The following is an 18,414-nucleotide window of genomic DNA, read 5'->3' as shown; positions in this document are numbered from 1 at the left end:
TATTGGGTGGAAGCAGAATGCCAAGGCGGCTCGAAGGTGAGTTTGACTATATTGTCGTTGGGGCCGGCACGGCGGGCTGCATCGTCGCCAACCGGCTGTCGGCCAATTCCAGCAATCGCGTCCTCCTCCTCGAAGCCGGCGGCGACGACAACTGGATCTGGTTCCACATTCCCGTCGGCTATCTCTTCGCCATCGGCAATCCGCGCTCGGACTGGATGTTCAGGACCGAGGCCGAGCCCGGCCTGAACGGCCGCTCGCTCGCCTATCCCCGTGGCAAGGTGATCGGCGGCTCCTCGGCGATCAACGCCATGATCTCGATGCGTGGACAGGCCGCCGATTACGATCACTGGCGCCAGCTCGGCATGACCGGCTGGGGTTATGACGACGTGCTGCCGCTGTTCAAACGGCTCGAGGATCACTTCCTCGGCGCAAGCGAGCATCACGGCGCCGGCGGCGGCTGGCGCATCGAGGCGCCGCGGCTGTCCTGGGACATACTCGATGCCGTGGGCGATGCGGCCGAGGAGATGGGCATCAAGCGCATCCCGGATTTCAATACCGGCGACAACGAAGGCACCAGCTATTTCCACGTCAATCAGAAGCGCGGCCGGCGCTGGTCGTCGGCGCGCGGCTTTCTCAAGCCGGTATTGAACCGCCCGAACCTGCGGCTCGAAAAGCATGTGCTGGTCGATCGTCTGATCATCGAACAGGGCCGCGCCGTCGGCGTGCGCTTCATCCAGAATGGCGAGATCATCGAGGCGCGTGCGAAACGCGAGGTGGTCCTCTCGGCAGGCGCGATTGGCTCGGTACAGGTGCTGCATCGCTCCGGCATCGGACCTGCCGACTGGCTGTCGCCGCTCGGCATCGACATCGTGATGGACAAGCCCGGCGTCGGCCGCAATCTGCAGGATCATCTGCAGCAGCGCGCGATCTACAAGGTCGAAGGCGTGCGCACACTGAACGAGACCTATTACAACCTGGTTCGACGCGGCCTGATGGGCCTCGACTACGCCTTCCGCCGCCGCGGGCCGTTGACCATGGCGCCGTCGCAGCTCGGCATCTTCACCCGCTCCGATGCGACGCGCGCACGCGCCAACATCCAGTTCCACGTGCAACCGCTGTCGCTCGACAAGTTCGGCGATCCCCTGCACCGCTTTCCCGCGATCACGGTGAGCGCCTGCAATCTCCAGCCGACATCGCGTGGCACCGTACGTCTGCGTTCGGCGGCGCCGGACGAGAAGCCCATCATCGCGCCGAATTATCTTTCAACGGACGACGACCGTCAGGTCGGCGCCGATGCCATCCGCACCACCCGCCGCCTGATGCAGCAGAAGGCCTTGGCAAAATACCGCCCAAGCGAATATCTGCCCGGCCCCGCCGTCGGCGACGACGATGCCTCTCTTGCCAAGGCCGCCGGCGACATCGGCACCACCATCTTCCATCCCGTCGGTACCGCGAAGATGGGCGCAGCAAATGATCCGATGGCGGTGGTCGACGAACGCCTGCGCTTCTACGGTCTCGGCAGCCTTCGCATTGTCGATGCCTCGATCATGCCGACCATCACGTCTGGCAACACCAACACGCCGACCGCGATGATCGCCGAGAAAGGCGCGACGATGATTTTGGAGGATGCAAAGTGAATGCGTAGCTTTGATCGGGCGTAGCGAAATCCAGGGAGTATCGTAAGTCTGGTCCCGTGTTCCGCTACGCTCCATACGGGCTACGCGTCCAACCACCTCACGAAAACGTCATCGCGTCCGGGAATAAGTCCCCTCCTCTCCCAATCACATCTCCGAAGCCCAATTCCGGGCGGAGTGGAGCTGCGCGATGAGCGGACACGATCACGGTGAGGACGGCTTAAGCCGCCGCAAGGTGTTGGAATGTATGACCTGGGCGGGCACCGGGGTGCTCTGGACCGTCACCGGTGGCGTCCCGCGCTCGCTCGGCATCATCGATTCCGCGCAGGCTGCGACCGCGGCGGCGCCCGGAATGACCTTCCTCCAGATCAGCGACAGCCATGTCGGCTTCGACAAGCCGGCCAATCCCAACGCGCTCGGCACGCTGGAGGAAGCCGTCAACAAGATCAACGCGATGCCGGTCAAGCCGTCGTTCATGATCCACACTGGCGACATCACGCATCTCTCCAAGGCCGCCGAGTTCGACAATGCCGATCGCATCATCTCGCAGAGCAAGCTCGACGTGCACTACGTGCCCGGCGAGCATGATTTCCTCGACGAGGAGGTGAAGTTTTATCGCGAGCGCTACGGCCGCGGTACCAAGGGCGCAGGCTGGTATTCGTTCGACGCCGGCGGCGTGCACTTCATCGGCCTCGTCAATGTCGTCGACCTCAAGGCCGGCGGCCTCGGCAATCTCGGTGCCGAGCAGCTCGCCTGGCTCGAGGACGATCTGCGCGGCAAGTCGAAATCGACGCCGATCGTGCTGTTCGCCCACATTCCGCTCTGGACCGTCTACCCCGAATGGGGCTGGGGCACCGAGGACGGTGCTCGCGCGCTGGACCAGGTAAAAGGCTTTGGTTCGGTCACCGTGCTGAACGGCCATATTCACCAGGTGATGCAGAAGGTCGAGGGCAACGTCACCTTCCACACTGCACGCTCGACCGCCTTCCCGCAGCCGACGCCGGGAGCTGCCCCCTCGCCTGGACCGATGAAGGTCGAGGACGCAAAGCTCCGCGCGATGCTTGGCGTTGCCAGCATCAACTTCAAGCAGAACGAGCAGCGGCTCGCGATCATCGACACGCCGCTCCAGGGTTGATGCAAGGCTAACGGAAGCTGACAATGAAGATTCTCAATCGCCGCGACCTCGGTGTCGCCTTCGGTCTCGCTCTGGCCGCGGCCATGCTATTACCCGTCACAACCGCCCGTGCCGAGGACATGGAGGTGCATATCGACAACTTCGTCTTCCAGCCGGCCGAGCTCAGGATCAAGGTCGGCACCACCGTGACCTGGACCAACCGGGACGACATCCCCCACACCGTGGTGTCGGCCGGCAAATTCAGGTCCAAGACCCTGGACACTGACGACAAGTTCTCGTTCACCTTCACCAATGCGGGCGACTACAAATATTTTTGTTCTCTGCACCCGCACATGACGGGGATGATCAAGGTTGAGTAACACCTCGAACCAAGGCATCAACGTCTTGCCCGGCCGGTGGTCCCACACCGGCCGGGCCCGTGTGCCTTCGGTCACACTCAGGGACGAAACGAATAGGGACGAGACGAACAGCGACGAAACCAAGCAACGAGCAGAACAAGAGGCAAAGCGAGGAGCGATGCCCGCCAACGACGATTTGCAGAAGGCGCAACGCTTCCGCGAGGCGGCGCTGCCCCATCTCGACGACGTCTACACGCTCGCGCGCTATCTCTTGCGTGACCCCTCCGATGCCGAGGACGCGGTGCAGGAGTGCTATCTGCGCGCGCTGAAGCATTTCGACAGCTATCGTGGGCCGGCGATAAAGCCTTGGCTATTCGCGATCCTGCGTAACGTCTGCAATGCCGAATATGCACGGCGCGCACACAGGCACACCGCGATCGAGGATACGCCCGGCGCTGCCGAGCAGACGCCGATCTGGCAGGAGACCGAGGCCAGCCCCGAAACCGAAGTGCTGCGCAGCCGCGATGCGAGCGCGATCCGCAAGCTGATCGACGCGCTCGCCGAGCCGTTCAAGGAAACGTTCGTGCTGCGGGAGATCAACAACCTGTCCTATCGTGAAATCGCCGAGGCCGCCGGCGTGCCCGTCGGCACTGTGATGTCCCGCCTCGCCCGCGCCCGCGCCATGCTGCGCGCGGGCTGGACGGCGGATGAGGAGCAAGCAAGATGACCTGCGACGAAGCAAGAATCCTGCTTCACGCGCTGCTCGACAACGAGCTCGATGCCGGCCACGCGCGCGAGGTCGAAGCCCATATCGCCGGCTGCCCGGCCTGCGCTGCGGAGTTCGCCGCGCAGCGCGAGATGCAGCGCGTGCTCGCAGACGCCGATTTGCGCTACACCGCACCGGCGAGCCTGCGTGCGCGTATCGAGGCCTCGCTGCCGCAGCCGCAGCATCAACAGCCGAGCCGCCGCTCCGTGCTGCGCGGCTTTGCGATGGGCTCGGCAGTCTCCGCGCTCGCCGCCTCCGGCGTCGCCGCATTGGTGCTGCGCCAGGACGACCAGCAGCGCATCCTGTCGGAGGTCGTCTCCGCGCATCTTCGCTCGCTCCAGGCCGGCCACCTCATCGACGTGGTCTCGACCGACCAGCACACGGTGAAGCCGTGGTTCAACGGCAAGCTCGACGTCGCTCCGCCCGTCGTCGACCTCACCGCGCAAGGGTTTACGCTGGTCGGCGGCAGGCTCGACTATATCGACGCACGTGCGATCGGTGCGGTCGTCTACAAGCGCCGGCAGCACGTCGTCAATCTGTTCGTGTCGCAGACATCGAACGCGGAATACCGCGCGCCCAAGACCGAAACCATGCAGGGCTTCAACTGCCGGCGCTGGGGCAATCGCGGCCTGAGCTTCTGGGCCGTCAGCGATCTCGGCGCAGACGAGCTTGCCGAATTCGTCGACAAGTTCGAGGCGGCGATGAACGGTTAGCCTCTGCGCATCCAGTCATTCGAGCGGAGGAAATCGTTCGAAGACGGGCAGTTCGTGAGCCCGCTCCATCCAGCCAATCCGCTCGGCGACCTGAATGTGCATCGTCGCCGGCATGGCATCGGGGTCATCATAGGTGCCGCTCTGGATATCGATGATATCGGGCATCAGGTTTTCGTTGATGTAGAACAGCCCCGTGCCGCAATCGGCACAGAAGTGACGTCGTCCATGTTCGGATGATTGATAGATCTTCGGCTGACCGCGCACGACTTTGACCGCCTTGAGCGAATACATCGCCCAGCCAACCATCGGTGCCCCGGAGTGACGGCGGCAATCCGCGCAATGGCAGAGCGCATGCACCATCATGTCGCCGTTCACTTCATAACGGATCGCGCCGCAATGACAGCCGCCAGTCAAAGGCATCGCCCACTCCTCTCCCGGTCAGGTCAATGCCGGAAAATAAGCGTCGATTTGGAATTTCGGGAGACGGACTGCTTCAGCAGGTCGCACGTCGCGACATCAGGCCGCAGCAGAGGCCTTACGCAGACCTTCGCACCGCATTGTCCACCAGCGTCTTGCCGAGCGACCAGATCGCGCCGGGAACCTTGTGGCTGCCGGCGATGACGTCGTCGAACGCACGCTCGATCCAGCCGCAATCTTCCTCGGTGATGGTGAGCGGCGGCAACAGCTTGATGGTGTGGCTGCCATGGCCGGCGACTTGCGTGAGGATCTTGTGGTCCTTGAACAGCGGCACGGTGATGAGCTGGCAGAACAGGCCCTTATTGGCCGCCTCCAGCACGTTCCAGGACGCCCGCAGCCGCAGCGATTTCGGCGGGCCGAACTCGACGCCGATCATCAGGCCCTTGCCGCGGACTTCCTTCAACAGCTCGTAGCCGGGCACCATACGCGTGAGCGCGAGGCGCAGCTCGGCACCGCGCTTGGCGGCGGACTCGATCAGTTTCTCGGACTCCATGATGTCGAGCGTGGCGATGCCGGCGGCCATCGCCAGGTCGTTCTTGGAGAAAGTTGAGCCGTGCACGACGGCGCGGTCCATCTGGTTGAAGATCTTGTCGAAGATGCTCTTGCGCGTCAGCACCGCGCCGACCGGCACGTGGCCGCCGGACAGCGACTTCGACAGCAGCACCATGTCGGGCTCGACGTTCCAGTGCTCGACCGCGAGGAAGCGGCCGGTGCGGCCCATGCCGGTCTGGATCTCGTCGGCGACGAACAGCGTGCCGTATTTCTTGCAGAGCGCAGCTGCACCCGGCAGGAACTCGTCGGTGGGCATGTTGACGCCCTTGCCCTGGATTGGCTCGACGACGAAGGCCGCCACCTCGCGCGAGGCCAGCGCCTTTTCGAGCGCGGCGAGATCGTTGAACGGGATCGAAGTGCATCCCGGCAGCAGCGGCTCGAAGCCGGTGCGGAAGTTCGAATCACCGGTCAGCGACAGCGCGCCATAGGTCAGGCCATGATAGCCGTGGGCACAATAGACGATCCCCGGACGGCCGGTGGCGCCGCGGGCGAACTTGATCGCCGCTTCGACGCATTCGGCGCCGGAATTGGCGAAGAACGCCTTGTCGAGATAGGGGACGTATTTCAGGAGCCGCTCGGCGAGCACGCCGGCGAGCACCGAGACGTCGAACTGGACGAGGTTGGGCAGGTCGGCATCGAGCACGCTCTTGAGCGCCTCACGCATGACAGGATGATTGCGCCCGATCGCAAACACGCCAAAACCGGACAAGAGGTCGAGATAGCGGGCCCCGTCGCGGTCGTAGAGATACTGTCCCTGCCCCTTCTGGAAGCCGACATCGTAGCCGATGGTCTTCAGAACCCGAACGAACTGCTCGTTCAGATGCCGATTATGCAGGGCGCTGCGCTGGGCCTGGCGGTCCGCGAACAGCTGAGACATGTCTGGATTTGGGCTGTGCATCCGCTACATACTTCGGTTGAGGGCCGTCTCGTCAACTGAAAACGGAACGTCGCTGAAAACGGTCTGTGCGGCCTTTTGCCCTTTTTCGGACCATCTTCGCAAGCAGAGCTTTAGACCATGTTGCACTGCCAAGGAACTATCATGCGTTTAGCCCTTTACACCGGACTAATACTGGCTGGCGGTTACACCTGCCTGAACCCGGCGCTCGCGGCCGATCCGACCGGCGACTGGCGGGTTGCCGACGGCGTCGCCAACATTCGTGTCGCCCAATGCAATGGCAGCATGTGGGGCGCGGTTTCCTGGGAAAAACAGCCCGGCGGCCGCGACGAGAACAATCCGGACGCGTCGAAAAAGACCCGGCCCACGCTGGGCATGGCGACCCTGATCGACATGAAGAAAAAGCCCGGCGCCGATCAATGGGAAGGTCAGGTCTACAATGCCAAGGACGGCCAGCTCTACAGCGCAACCATCACGCCGGTTGGCACCGACCAGCTCGAGATCAAGGGCTGCGTGATGGGGTTCCTGTGCGGTGGCGAGACCTGGACCCGGGTCAGCCCCCCGATTCCCTTGAGCTCCGCCAACGCCATGGCCAAGGGCGCGCCGAAGCCCACCGGCGCGGCACCGAAAGCCCCGGGAACGACCGGCGCTACGGTGGCGCAGCCTGCGCCCGCAGCCCCGAAGGCCGCCGGCACCGCCAAACCCGGTCAGAAGGGCGCCGCCGACCAGGTCGGCGACATCTGCCTACTCCCTGAGATTGCGGGGTTTGCCCATTAGGGCGGGCTGAAACAGCAGCACGGCGGCGAGCGTCGTCACCAGCGACAACGCCAGCAGCTTGCCCATGCTGGACGTGCCGGGATGGCTCGACAGCCAAAGGCTGCCGAACGCGGTGGCCGTTGTCAGCGCGCTGAAAAAGATCGCGCGCGTCAGGCTGGTCTGGAGCAGGTTTGTCCTGCCCGAGCGCCAGGCCACGACATAGTAGATCTTGAAGGCCACGCCGACGCCGAGCAGCAGCGGGAACGCGACGATATTGGCGAAGTTGAGCGGCAAGCCGATCAGCACGCAGATCTCGAGCGTGACCGCGCCTGCCACCAACAGCGGCACCAGCGTCATCAACACGTCGACGAACCGGCGCAGCGTGATCCACAGCAACAGGCCGATCACCAGCAGCGCATAGATTCCGGCATGGATGAACGCCTTCACCACGGTGTCGCCGGATTTCAGGATCGAGACCGGACCGCCGATCGCGGTCGGCTCGGCAACGAGCACCGCCGCCGCAAATTTGCGTAGCGTGTCGTTGTCGTTGGGATCACCCTTCGGCAGCGCCTCGACGCGGATGATACCGTCCTTGCTCTTCCAGGCGCTGACGAGATCTGCCGGCAATGACTTCAGGGTGACCGGCTCGGCCTGCAACGCGTTCCGGAGCTGGTCGAACACGATCTTCATCGGCGCGACGAACACGTCCTGCGCCTTGTTCCGTGTGGCTTCATCGGCATTGGCGAGCTTTTCCAGCGCATCCGCGAGCCGACGCGAGGCAACCGCACCCGGGCCCTTCGCATCGCCTGCGGTCCGGCGCAGATTGTCGACCGACGATTTCAGCGCATCGACGTTTTCCTTGTCCGACGGCGCGGCGTCGATCTGGTCGGGATTGAGCGCGGGGTTCAGCACCTTGGCGCCCTGCGCGAGCAGCTTCAGCTTCGGCGGCTGGTCTTCAGGAACGAAGCTGTTGAGCGACATCACCCGCAACACCTCCGGCACCTTCTCCAGCTTCGCCTCCACCTGCCTTGCCTGCTCTTCCGACGTGGTCATCACGTTAATGGCATTGGCGCCCGTGTTGGGATCCTTGCGCAAGTCGAGGAAGGTCGCGATCGACTCTGCCTTCGGGTTGCGCAGATTCATCGGGTTGAAGTCGAACTTCATGAAATAGAGCAGCGGCAGGCCGGCGACCGCCAGAAACATGGTGCCACCGACGACCAGCACGCGGTGCTTCTCCAGGAAGTGATCGAGCGGCGCCAGGAAGGCATAGCCGACCGGCTCTTTCTCACCGGGCGGGTTCAACAGCTTCAGCATCGCCGGGAGCACGGTGATGCTAGTGAGGAACGCGACCAGCATGCCGACGCCGGCGATCTGGCCGAGTTCGGCGATACCCTTGTAGTCCGTGGGGATGAAGCAGAGGAAGCCAGCCGCGGTCGCCATTGCCGCCAGCGACAACGGAATTGCCGAGCGCTTGGCGGCCAGGATCAGCGCACCCGAGAGATCGTTGTGCTTGTAGCGCTCGGAGCGATAGCGGACGCTGTACTGGATGCCGAAATCGACGCCGAGGCCGACGAACAGCACGGCGAATGCGATCGACAGCAAATTGAGCGAGCCCACCATCATCAGGCCGGCGGCGGTGGTCAGCGCAAGACCGACGAAGAGATTGACGAACACCGCGAAGATGATCTTCGCCGAATGCAGCGCCAGCCACAGGATGAGCAGCACGACGAGGACCGTGCCGATGCCATTGACGACGGCGCCTTCCTGGACGGTTGCATATTCCTCGTTGGCGATCGGGACCGGCCCGGTCAGCCGGACTCGCGCCTGATATTTGGTGGCAAAATCCAGATCGGCTGCGGCCTTGCGGATCGCGTCGGTTGCGCCCTTGCCGGGCTCAAGCGCGTTGTAGTCGAGGATCGGCTTGAACTCGATGAAGGCGCGCTTGTCCGAATCCGTCAGCGGCTCGTCACTGACGAGCTGGCGCCAGGAGAACGTCGCATTGCCCTTGTTGAGCACGGTCTCGACCGTTTGCGCGATCTGGTTGAAGGGCCGTTCGGTGTTGTCGAGCTTGACCTGCCCGCGCTTGACGCCGGCAAGTCCCGTCTCGAGCGCGCCGGTCAGGCCGCGGATCGAGGGATCGCCCGCCATGATCTCGATCAGGGGTGCTGCGGATTCGAACTGGCCGGTGACCTTGGCAACTTCCTCTGTCGGCAGGAACAACAGACCATTCTTCTCGAAGAACTCGCCGGTGCCGAGCTGCTGCATCGACTGGAATTCGGTCTTGTTGTCCTTCAGCTTGGCATAGAGCGCGTCCGACGCCGCGGTCGCCATCTCCGGCGTCTTGGCTTCGACCACCGCCGTAATCGTCGCATCGCGGTCGAAGGCGCGATCGAACTGCTGGTCGCGTTGGCGCCAGTCCAGATTTTGGGCAATCAGCGAGTTGATGTCGGTGTTGATGGCGAAATGCTGGGACGTGTAATAGCCCGCCCCCACCGCCAGCAGGAGCCCGAGAACGACGACGAGGGAGGCAAACCGGGTGCAGGCCCTGACGATGGCAACGACGACGCTTTGCAGCACTACTTTTCTTTCTGCGGTTAACAGCTTGCCGGAAACGCCCGCTGTTTAACGGAGTTCCCGGCCGAAACCTATTGCTGTTTTGAGTGGTTATCGCCGTCAGAAGCTTCGAGGTAAACGGCGGAAGACCATGGCATAATCATGCGGGCCATCGGTATAGCCGAGGAGTTGAGGCGGGAAAGTGACGAAGCGTGCGCACAAATGTCGCCACGTTGCTGCCACGGGCACCCTCTACTATAATACCGCGAAACTGATCCGGCAGGGAACCAAAGTTCATTCCACCTTTCCTTACTGCCGATTTTTTGACACAAAGTACTGCCCCTCCATGCACCGGGGCCCCGGCAGGGGTGGGCGGCTACCGCGTGCGCCGAACCGATGGTGCGGATATTGCAACTCATTGGTTCGTATCGGGGTGTCCCCTGAACTTGAGAGCGGATTGGTGCAACTTGCGTGATGGCCGTCCAATGGAAGTTTATCTGGCGCAACCGCGCGGCTTTTGCGCGGGGGTAGTGCGTGCGATCGAGATCGTGGAACGGGCGCTGGAGAAGTACGGCCCGCCCGTCTACGTGCGCCATGAGATCGTGCACAACAAGTACGTCGTCGAGAGCCTGAAGAACAAGGGCGCGATCTTCGTCGAGGAACTGTCGGAGGTGCCGCCGAAGGCGGTGACGGTCTTCAGCGCTCATGGCGTCGCCCGCAGCGTCGAGGAAGAAGCGGCCGCGCGCGACCTTCCGGTGCTCAATGCCACCTGCCCCTTGGTCACGAAAGTTCACAATCAGGGGAAGCGCTACATCGCCAGGGGCCGCACCCTGATCCTGATCGGCCATGCCGGCCACCCCGAGGTCGAGGGTACGATGGGCCAGGTTCCCGCCCCCGTACTGCTGGTCCAAAGCGTTGAAGAGGTTAAGGCCCTTGAGCTGCCGGCGGATACGCCAGTGGCCTATATCACCCAGACCACCCTGTCGGTGGATGACACAAAGGACATCATTTCGGCCCTGCAGGCCCGCTTTACAGATATTCAAGGCCCGGATATCCGGGATATCTGCTATGCGACACAGAACCGCCAATCTGCGGTAAGGGACTTGAGCAAGCTGGTCGACGTGATCTTGGTGGTGGGCGCTGCCAATAGCTCGAATTCGAACCGGCTCCGCGAAATCGGCACTGAGGCCGGTGTCGCGAGTTATCTGATTGCCGACGGCAGCGCGCTCAATCCCGAGTGGTTGAAAGATGCCAGAACCGTCGGTGTCACGGCTGGCGCTTCGGCGCCCGAGGTACTCGTGGATGACGTGATCGAAGCAATGCGGCGGATCGGACCGGTCAAGGTCTCGGTGCTCCCGGGCCGCGAGGAAAACATCGAATTCCGGCTTCCGGCCGAACTGGCTGCGAGCTGACCCACCCGAATTTCAAGCCCAGAAAGAAACTTGTAATGGCTATCCCCTTCTTCAAGGAAATGCGTATCGGCGGCTATTTGATCAAGCAGAAGCTGCTTGGCCGCAAGCGCTATCCGCTCGTGCTGATGCTGGAACCGCTGTTTCGCTGCAACCTCGCCTGCGTCGGCTGCGGCAAGATCGATTATCCGGATGCGATCCTCAACCGCCGCATGACGGCGCAGGAGTGCTGGGACGCGGCCGACGAGTGCGGTGCGCCTATGGTCGCCATTCCCGGCGGCGAGCCGCTGATCCACAAGGAGATCGGCGAGATCGTGCGCGGCCTCGTCGCGCGCAAGAAGTTCGTCTCGCTCTGCACCAACGCGCTGTTGCTCGAGAAGAAGCTCGATCTGTTCGAGCCCTCGCCCTACCTGTTCTTCTCCGTGCATCTCGACGGCCTGAAGGAGCACCACGACAAGGCCGTGTCGCAGAAGGGCGTGTTCGACCGCGCCGTCTCCGCGATCAAGGCGGCCAAGGCCCGCGGCTTCACCGTCAACGTCAACGCCACCATCTTCGACGGCCACCCGGCCGAAGAGATCGCCAAATTCCTCGACCTGACCGTCGAGCTCGGCGTCGGCGTCTCGATGTCGCCGGGCTACGCCTATGAGCGCGCGCCGGACCAGGAGCACTTCCTCAACCGCACCAAGACCAAGAAGCTGTTCCGCGACGTCTTTGCGATGGGCAAGGGCAAGAAGTGGAATTTCATGCATTCCGGCCTGTTCCTGGACTTCCTCGCCGGCAACCAGGAATACGAGTGCACGCCTTGGGGCATGCCCGCGCGCAACATCTTCGGCTGGCAGAAGCCCTGCTATTTGCTCGGTGAAGGCTATGCAAAAACCTTCAAGGAGCTGATGGACACCACCGACTGGGAGACCTACGGCACCGGCAAGTACGAGAAGTGCGCCGACTGTATGGCCCATTGCGGCTACGAGCCGACGGCGGCGACCGCCGCCATCAACAACCCGCTGAAGGCGATGTGGGTGTCGCTGCGCGGCATCAGGACCACGGGTCCGATGGCGCCGGAGATCGACATGTCCAAGCAGCGTCCTGCGCAGTACATCTTCTCCGCGGAAGTGCAGAAGCGCCTGTCGGAGATCCGCAAGGACGAGGCCGCCGCCGCACAGGAGAAGGCCGCACGGAAGGCGTCGACCGCCGCGTAAGCGCGCTAGTCCCACCAACAAGAAAAGGCCCGATCGCCAATGGCGACCGGGCCTTTTGTTTTTAGTGATCGCAGAACCCGCTCAGGCCGCCTCGGAGACCAGCGCCTCGCTGTCGACCAGTTCGGTGCCGATCAGGAAGTCGCGGCAGCCGCGCAGGCTGCGTAGCGCGCGGTTGAAGTCGAGGCCGGTCGAGACCAGTCCGTGCAGCGCAGTCGGGTTGCGCGCGATGCCGCGCAGCACGGCCAGCACGTCGATCTGGCCATTCGGCTTGATGGCGGCGCGGGCGAGCGCCGGCAGCGCGCGATGGGCGGGATCGCTGATGACGCGGACCGCGGCGAACGGCAAGCCGGCCTCGGCGGCGTAGGCCGCCGCGATGTGGCTTTCCATGTCGACGGCGGCCGCTCCCGTCTCCGAATGCAGCGCCGCCTTGCAGGAGCGCCCCGTGACCACTTCCTCGGCACCCGCGAGGCTGCCGCGCACAACGCGGCGGCGCCCCGACGTCAGGCGGTCGATGAGGTCGTCGCCGAGCGAGAGGCCAGCGGCCCAGCGGGTATCGCCCGCGAGCACCTCGGTCGCCAGCACGACGTCGCCGGAGCGCAGCGTCGGGTCGAGCCCGCCGGCCACGCCGAAGGAGATCACACCGCGAATCGTCTCGGGATCCAGCACCGTCAACAGCGCCCGCAACTGGGTGGGGCTGCTCGACGAACAGATGACCGCCATGCCAGGCCCGGCCGCGATGCGGGCCTCCTGAACCAGTCCAGTCACGATCAATATAGGCCGCGGATCAACGGTTTGACCCGCGGTAAGATAGTCCCCCGTCCCCAAAGTCACATTCCGACCCCTACCACCCTGCTGTTGGTGTTCCGCAAGTTCCGATACCGCGCCAACGCCCACAGCGGGAAGAACTTCGGATAACCATGGTACCGTAGATAGAATACACGGGGAAAGCCCGTGGCGGTGTACCGCTGTTCGTCCCACAGTCCTTTTTCGTTCTGTGTTGCAATCAGGTACTCCACCCCGCGGGCGACGGCCGGGTGATCAACCTCGCCAGCAGCCATCAAGGCAAGCAAGGCCCATGCCGTTTGCGAGGCGGTCGAGGGGGCGGCCTCCCAGCCCCGGTAGTCCAACCGGTAGCTGACGGCATCCTCGCCCCAGCCGCCGTCCTGGTTCTGGATCGAGGCCAGCCAGCCGGCGGCTTTCCGGATCATGGGATCGTCATGGCGGACGCCGGCCATGTTGAGGGCGCACAGCACCGACCAGGTTCCGTAGATGAAGTTCATGCCCCAGCGGCCGTACCAGGACCCTTCGGAGTGCTGGGTCTTGCGCAGGTAGGCGATCCCGTCCGCGACATGCTTGCTGGTCTCCGCGGTCTCGCCGAGCTGGGCCAGCATCGAGACGCAGCGGGCGGTGACGTCCTCGGTCGGTGGATCGAGCAGTGCGCCATGGTCCGAGAACGGGATGTTGTTCAGGTAATATTCGAGATTGTTGACGTCGAAGGCGGCCCAGCCGCCGTCGTTGCTCTGCATGCCCTCGATCCACTCCCGGGCACGGTCGATCGCGGCGTCATAGCCGGCCGCACCGTGCTCCCGGCGCATCCGGTCCATCGACATCACGACCACCGCGGTGTCGTCGAGATCGGGATAATGGGCATTGTTGTACTGGAAGGCCCAGCCGCCCGGGCGTACGTCGGGCCGCTTCACCGCCCAGTCGCCCTTCACCTCGAGCTCCTGCTTCGGGATCAGCCAGTCGAGACCCTGCTTGGCGGCCGGCACCGCCTTGTCGCCGCCGGCTTCGAGCAGCGCGTGGGCGGTCAGCGTCGTGTCCCACACCGGCGAGACGCAGGGCTGGCAATAGGCTTCGTCGTCCTTGATCACGAGCAGCTTGTCGATGCCCCGGCGCGTGATCGCGCGCGGCGGGAAGTTCTCGTCCTTGCCGAGCGCGTCGTACATCATGACGATGTTGGCCATCGGCGGATAGATCGCGCCCATGCCGTCCTCGCCGTTCAGCCGCTCCTCGGTGAAGGCGAGCGCCGCGTCGATGGCGCGTTTGCGCAGGCTCTTGGGAAACATCGGCTCGACCACGCGCAAAATGCCGTCGAGCGCGCGGAACAGCACGAACCAGGCCATGCTCTGGTGCGGCGCCTTGGCGGTCATGCCGATCGAGCGCGGATCCTGCAGGAACAGCTCGTCGATGCCGACACCCTTGGGATTCTTCGCCCGTGGCTTCAGCGCGGCGATGACCATCAGCGGCACCATGGTGGTGCGCGCCCAGTAGGAGATCTTGTTGATGTGGAACGGCGACCAGAACGGCAGCAGCACGATCTCGATCGGCAGCACCGGTACCGCGCGCCAGGTCACGAGGCCAAACATCGCAAGCATGAATCGCGTGAAGACATTGCTGTGAATGGCGCCGCCGCGGGAATGGATCGCCTCGCGCGCACGCACCATGTGCGGCGCGTCGATGGAATCCCCGATCATCTTCAGCGCGAAATACGCCTTGACGCTGGCGCTCATGTCGAACTCGCCGTCATGCACCAGCGGCCAGCCGCCATGGGCGCCCTGCACGCGGCGAAGATAATTGGCGATCTTGGCTTCGAGCACGGCATCGACCGGCTCGGCGAGATAATGGCGCAGCAGGACGTATTCGGCCGGAATCGTGCAATCTGCCTCGAGCTCGAACACCCAATGGCCGTCGGGTTGCTGGAAGCCGAGGACGCCTTCGGTGGCCGACGCAATGCTCGATTCCAAGTTCCTGAATTCTTGGGCTTCGCGGCTGGTCGCGTTCACGGAATCCATCTCGCTCGATTGCTCCGATAGTCGATTGAATGGGCCGAAATTGACTGGGACAAATGCCCGTCAGGGCCGCCTGTCACTATCCCTTGGCGGCCAGAACCAGATCGGCGGCGCGATCACCGGATCGGACCGATCCCTCGATGGTTGCAGGCAATCCCGTAGCAGTCCAATCGCCTGCAAGAAACAGGTTTTTCAGCGCAGTGACCGGCCCTGGACGCAGGGCATTCTGCGCCGGCGTCGCCGCAAATGTGGCACGGCGCTCGCGCACGATCTGCCAGGGGGGCAGCTCGCCGGAAACACCGCCCGCCTTGCAGACGTCGTTCCAGATCGCCTGCGCGAGTTCCTCGCGCGGCATGTCGACCAGACGGTCGCCGTTGCTGATGGTGACGGACAGCCGGTTCGGGAACGAAAACAGCCATTCCACGACGCCGCCGATCACGCCGAGGATCGGTGCCGATCCCGCCGGCGGCTCGACGCGGAAATGCGCATTCACGATGGCGCGGAATTCGGTCGGCGTCTTCAGGCCCGGCAGCAGGTTGGAGGCAGCGCGCGGCGGCACTGCCATCACGACGACGTCGCCTTCGCTGATCTGGATCACATCCTCGCCGCCGAAATTCAGCGCGCCGACCTTGCCGTCATGGGTCGCAAACGAGCGCAGCTCATGGCCGAGCTGAACGCTGTGCCCGCGCCCCTGCAGGAACGTCACGGCGGGCTCGATCAGTACCGCGCTGAGCCCGTCGCGCGCGATCAGGGGACGGCAGGCCTGCCCGCCGGCGAGCAGCGTCTCGCGCACGATCGCGCCGGCAAGCCCCGCCGAGCCTTCGGGTGGATCGACGTTGAGGGCCGCGAGCAGCAGAGGCTGCACCAGGCGCTGATAGAGAACGCCTTCGCACGGAATTGACTTGCCGACCAGCGTCTCTTCCGATGCCCAGATCAGCGGCGCCAGCTTCAGATAATCGGTCAGCCCAGTGTCGGGGACGCGGCGGCTCTCGTCGAGCACCCAGGTCGGGAGCCGGCCGTCGCCGAGGTCGATCTGCCAGCGCTGCCCGGTCTTGAGATCGACGAAGGGAAACTGCGCGCGCTCCGGACCGACGAGGCCCGCCTCGGTCCCGATCGAACGCGCATAGGCGCGCGCATGGCTATTGCCGGACAGCAGCAGATGGTTGCCGTTGTCGATGGTGAGATTGGTGGCGCCATCGAAATAGGAACGGCAACGGCCGCCGGCCTGCTGCGTCGCTTCGTGCACGGCGACCTTGAAGCCGGCATTGGCAAGTCGCACGGCGACGGAGAGGCCGGAGATTCCAGCGCCAATGATGTGAGCTGTTTTTTGCATCAGATGAGAGCGTATCGGAGCAGGATGGCGATACGTGTGATCTTCGACACACGCACCGGCTCGCGCGGCGCGTTGAACCCGCGCGCGATCAGGAGATCCAGAATGGCATGATAGTATTTCGACATCATCCGCGGCGCGCGCACCGCGCGGCGCCGGTTGCGGTTCATGATCTCGTCCGACTTCTCGAAATACACCTTTGCGCGCTGCGCCAGTGGCAGGCAGACCTTCGGCAGCGCGCGCTCGACGATCACGCGGTCCGGATCGTTGGAGGTGATGCCGGCATGCAGCAGCGCTTCGCGCGGCAGATAGAGCCGGCCGAGGCCCGCGTCCTCGTCGATGTCGCGCAGGATGTTGGTGAGCTGGAGCGCGCGGCCGAGATGATGGGCGAGCTCGATGCCGTCTTCTTCTGGCAAGCCGAAGACCCGGACCGACAGCCGCCCTACGGCGCTCGCGACGCGATCGCAGTAGAGATCCAGCGTCGCCATGTCGGGCGCGCGGATGTCCTGCGGCACGTCCATCTCCATGCCGTCGACGATGGCGAGGAAATCCTCGCGCTTGAGGCCGAAGGTCTTCACCGAGGTGACGTAGTCCTTCAGCCGCGGCGGCGGATTGCCCTGGTAGAGCGCATCGATGTCGTTGCGCCACGCCTGAAGGGCGGCGAGCCGTTCGTCGCGCGGGCCATCGGAATCGGCGATGTCGTCGACCTGGCGGCAGAAGCTGTAGATCTGGAACATCGCTTCACGCTGGTCGTGCGGCAGGATGCGCATCGCGGCGTAGAACGAACTGCCGGATGCGGTCGAGCCATAATTGGCGCCGGGCGAGGTCGCCTCAAGCGTCATGTGCAGTCCCCGGTCTGGAAATGGCCTTGCGTCCGACCGTGCGGCGGCCGACTTCGCCGATCATGCCGGCGAGGCTGAAGGTGAGGAGCTCGAGCTTGTTCAGGTGCACGCGCTCGCGCAGGGGATCGCGCACCTTCAACAGGCGCACGATGCGGTCGGCATAGGCCTGGATCACCGAGACCTCGACGCCGAGGCGGAAATCCCGGATCTCCGCAGCTAGCGACCTGCCCTCGGCGAGCAGCGCTTCGTTGCGGACGGCGAGAGCCTGAAGGCAGGCCAGCATCGCCGGTGGCGACTGCGCCAGTCCGAGCTGCTCGACCGAGGCGCCACTCGCGGCCAGCGCATCGCGCGGCAGATAGACGCGGTTGAGCTCGCGGAAATCCTTGCCGCAATCCTGGAGGTGGTTGTTGATCTGCAGCGCTGCGCAGAGCGCATCTGACGCGGCCCAGGTCGAGGTGCTCTCACCATGGACGTCGAGCATGAAGCGGCCGACCGGCATCGCCGAGTAGCGGCAATAATGGATGACCTCGTCCCAATTCTCGTAGCGCAACTTGGTCACGTCCATACGGAACGCGATGAGCACGTCGAGCGCGTGGCGCGACGCCATGCCGCGTTCGGCCAGTGCGTGCCGCAGGCTGACGGCCTCGGCCTGGGTGTCGCCTTTGCCGAGCAATTCCGCCTCGAGCAGGTCGAGATAAGCGAGCTTCTCGTCCGGCGGCAGCGTGGCGTGGTCGGCGATGTCGTCGGCGGTGCGGACGAAATTGTAATACGCCAGGATCAGCGCGCGATGACGCGGATGAATGATCCAGGACGCGACGGGAAAATTCTCGTCGCGCTCACCCTTGCCGGATCGCAATTCGCTCGCAGAGGTCATCGAGGGCTGGTCTACAATCGTTTGGACAGGAAGGGCTTTTTCGCTCGCGCGAGCCCGTGCGGGCGATGCCGCCGCGGCCCCCATATAGGGGAATATAAGCGAGATGGCAAAGAGCGAAATTATCAATGATTACAACGAATATTGCATCA

Annotated in this window: 16 protein-coding genes; 8 read left to right on the top strand and 8 right to left on the bottom strand. The window is 64.0% G+C overall.

Going from position 1 to position 18,414, the window contains the following annotated elements:
* Positions 1-17 precede the first annotated feature (17 nt).
* From IVB13_RS19040 to IVB13_RS19020, 5 genes are all read left to right on the top strand, one after another.
* A complete protein-coding gene (locus IVB13_RS19040) occupies positions 18-1,637 on the top strand; it encodes a GMC family oxidoreductase N-terminal domain-containing protein (RefSeq protein ID WP_204510668.1) in 1,620 nt (539 codons plus the stop codon).
* A gap of 187 nt (positions 1,638-1,824) precedes the next feature.
* Positions 1,825-2,769, top strand: a complete 945-nt coding sequence (locus IVB13_RS19035; protein WP_247394004.1) for a metallophosphoesterase — start codon at positions 1,825-1,827, stop codon at positions 2,767-2,769.
* A gap of 23 nt (positions 2,770-2,792) precedes the next feature.
* Positions 2,793-3,128 (top strand): cupredoxin family copper-binding protein, encoded by a 336-nt coding sequence (locus tag IVB13_RS19030; RefSeq protein WP_247394006.1) that lies wholly within the window; start codon positions 2,793-2,795, stop codon positions 3,126-3,128.
* 157 nt (positions 3,129-3,285) lie between these two features.
* Entirely contained in the window at positions 3,286-3,834 is a 549-nt protein-coding gene (locus IVB13_RS19025; protein ID WP_247394035.1) for a sigma-70 family RNA polymerase sigma factor, read from the top strand.
* Positions 3,831-4,586, top strand: a complete 756-nt coding sequence (locus IVB13_RS19020; protein ID WP_247490023.1) for an anti-sigma factor — start codon at positions 3,831-3,833, stop codon at positions 4,584-4,586. The genes IVB13_RS19025 and IVB13_RS19020 overlap by 4 nt, the downstream gene beginning before the upstream one ends.
* 15 nt (positions 4,587-4,601) lie before the next feature.
* On the opposite strand, the gene IVB13_RS19015 is transcribed toward IVB13_RS19020, so the two are convergent.
* Both IVB13_RS19015 and hpnO read right to left on the bottom strand, forming a co-directional pair.
* A complete protein-coding gene (locus IVB13_RS19015; RefSeq protein WP_247394057.1) occupies positions 4,602-5,006 on the bottom strand; it encodes a GFA family protein in 405 nt (134 codons plus the stop codon).
* A 115-nt stretch (positions 5,007-5,121) separates the two neighbouring features.
* Positions 5,122-6,513, bottom strand: coding sequence for an aminobacteriohopanetriol synthase HpnO (gene hpnO / locus IVB13_RS19010; RefSeq protein WP_026233264.1), 1,392 nt, complete (start codon positions 6,511-6,513; stop codon positions 5,122-5,124).
* 141 nt (positions 6,514-6,654) lie between these two features.
* Here hpnO and IVB13_RS19005 point away from each other — a divergent pair, with 141 nt between their 5' ends.
* Entirely contained in the window at positions 6,655-7,287 is a 633-nt protein-coding gene (locus tag IVB13_RS19005) for a DUF2147 domain-containing protein (RefSeq protein WP_204510664.1), read from the top strand.
* On the opposite strand, the gene IVB13_RS19000 is transcribed toward IVB13_RS19005, so the two are convergent.
* Positions 7,255-9,843, bottom strand: coding sequence for an MMPL family transporter (locus tag IVB13_RS19000; RefSeq protein WP_018456918.1), 2,589 nt, complete (start codon positions 9,841-9,843; stop codon positions 7,255-7,257). The genes IVB13_RS19005 and IVB13_RS19000 overlap by 33 nt on opposite strands.
* Before the next feature lie 461 nt (positions 9,844-10,304).
* Between IVB13_RS19000 and ispH the strand changes: the two genes are divergently transcribed.
* Positions 10,305-11,231: a 4-hydroxy-3-methylbut-2-enyl diphosphate reductase gene (ispH, locus tag IVB13_RS18995; protein ID WP_035993095.1), complete on the top strand. Its 927-nt coding sequence runs from the start codon at positions 10,305-10,307 to the stop codon at positions 11,229-11,231.
* A 35-nt stretch (positions 11,232-11,266) separates the two neighbouring features.
* Entirely contained in the window at positions 11,267-12,427 is a 1,161-nt protein-coding gene (gene hpnH / locus IVB13_RS18990; protein ID WP_007593619.1) for an adenosyl-hopene transferase HpnH, read from the top strand.
* Between the two features lie 81 nt (positions 12,428-12,508).
* Here the strand turns inward: hpnH and IVB13_RS18985 are convergent, their stop codons facing one another.
* The 5 genes from IVB13_RS18985 to hpnC form a co-directional block, all read right to left on the bottom strand.
* The gene (locus IVB13_RS18985) at positions 12,509-13,258 is read right to left on the bottom strand and encodes a phosphorylase (protein WP_026233265.1); all 750 of its coding nucleotides are present in this window, start codon (positions 13,256-13,258) and stop codon (positions 12,509-12,511) included.
* Positions 13,255-15,222 carry a squalene--hopene cyclase gene (gene shc / locus IVB13_RS18980; protein WP_247490020.1) on the bottom strand — a complete coding sequence of 656 codons (1,968 nt, stop codon included), beginning with the start codon at positions 15,220-15,222 and terminating at the stop codon, positions 13,255-13,257. The genes IVB13_RS18985 and shc overlap by 4 nt, the downstream gene beginning before the upstream one ends.
* Before the next feature lie 76 nt (positions 15,223-15,298).
* Positions 15,299-16,552, bottom strand: coding sequence for a hydroxysqualene dehydroxylase HpnE (gene hpnE / locus IVB13_RS18975; protein ID WP_085352235.1), 1,254 nt, complete (start codon positions 16,550-16,552; stop codon positions 15,299-15,301).
* On the bottom strand, positions 16,552-17,391 hold the full coding sequence (gene hpnD, locus IVB13_RS18970) for a presqualene diphosphate synthase HpnD (RefSeq protein WP_018456923.1): 840 nt from the start codon (positions 17,389-17,391) through the stop codon (positions 16,552-16,554). Before hpnD ends, hpnE begins: the two co-directional genes overlap by 1 nt.
* On the bottom strand, positions 17,381-18,265 hold the full coding sequence (hpnC, locus tag IVB13_RS18965) for a squalene synthase HpnC (protein WP_018456924.1): 885 nt from the start codon (positions 18,263-18,265) through the stop codon (positions 17,381-17,383). The genes hpnD and hpnC overlap by 11 nt, the downstream gene beginning before the upstream one ends.
* Between the last annotated feature and the right edge of the window lie 149 nt (positions 18,266-18,414).

Origin of the sequence: Bradyrhizobium sp. 17, from assembly GCF_023073515.1 — a bacterium.
GTDB classification, from domain to species: Bacteria; Pseudomonadota; Alphaproteobacteria; order Rhizobiales; family Xanthobacteraceae; genus Bradyrhizobium; species Bradyrhizobium canariense_D.
The sequence above is the reverse complement of the archived record's forward strand: the minus strand, read 5'-3'. Positions and strand labels throughout refer to the sequence as shown.

Bases quoted from the DNA above. Each gene is read 5' to 3' on its own strand.
- shc (WP_247490020.1), bottom strand. From the start codon at position 15,222: ATGGATTCCGTGAACGCGACCAGCCGCGAAGCCCAAGAATTCAGGAAC.
- hpnH (WP_007593619.1), top strand. From the start codon at position 11,267: ATGGCTATCCCCTTCTTCAAGGAAATGCGTATCGGCGGCTATTTGATC.
- IVB13_RS19040 (WP_204510668.1), top strand. From the start codon at position 18: ATGCCAAGGCGGCTCGAAGGTGAGTTTGACTATATTGTCGTTGGGGCC.
- IVB13_RS19025 (WP_247394035.1), top strand. From the start codon at position 3,286: ATGCCCGCCAACGACGATTTGCAGAAGGCGCAACGCTTCCGCGAGGCG.
- hpnE (WP_085352235.1), bottom strand. From the start codon at position 16,552: ATGCAAAAAACAGCTCACATCATTGGCGCTGGAATCTCCGGCCTCTCC.
- IVB13_RS19005 (WP_204510664.1), top strand. From the start codon at position 6,655: ATGCGTTTAGCCCTTTACACCGGACTAATACTGGCTGGCGGTTACACC.
- IVB13_RS19020 (WP_247490023.1), top strand. From the start codon at position 3,831: ATGACCTGCGACGAAGCAAGAATCCTGCTTCACGCGCTGCTCGACAAC.
- ispH (WP_035993095.1), top strand. From the start codon at position 10,305: ATGGAAGTTTATCTGGCGCAACCGCGCGGCTTTTGCGCGGGGGTAGTG.
- hpnC (WP_018456924.1), bottom strand. From the start codon at position 18,265: ATGACCTCTGCGAGCGAATTGCGATCCGGCAAGGGTGAGCGCGACGAG.
- hpnD (WP_018456923.1), bottom strand. From the start codon at position 17,391: ATGACGCTTGAGGCGACCTCGCCCGGCGCCAATTATGGCTCGACCGCA.
- hpnO (WP_026233264.1), bottom strand. From the start codon at position 6,513: ATGCACAGCCCAAATCCAGACATGTCTCAGCTGTTCGCGGACCGCCAG.
- IVB13_RS19015 (WP_247394057.1), bottom strand. From the start codon at position 5,006: ATGCCTTTGACTGGCGGCTGTCATTGCGGCGCGATCCGTTATGAAGTG.
- IVB13_RS19030 (WP_247394006.1), top strand. From the start codon at position 2,793: ATGAAGATTCTCAATCGCCGCGACCTCGGTGTCGCCTTCGGTCTCGCT.
- IVB13_RS19035 (WP_247394004.1), top strand. From the start codon at position 1,825: ATGAGCGGACACGATCACGGTGAGGACGGCTTAAGCCGCCGCAAGGTG.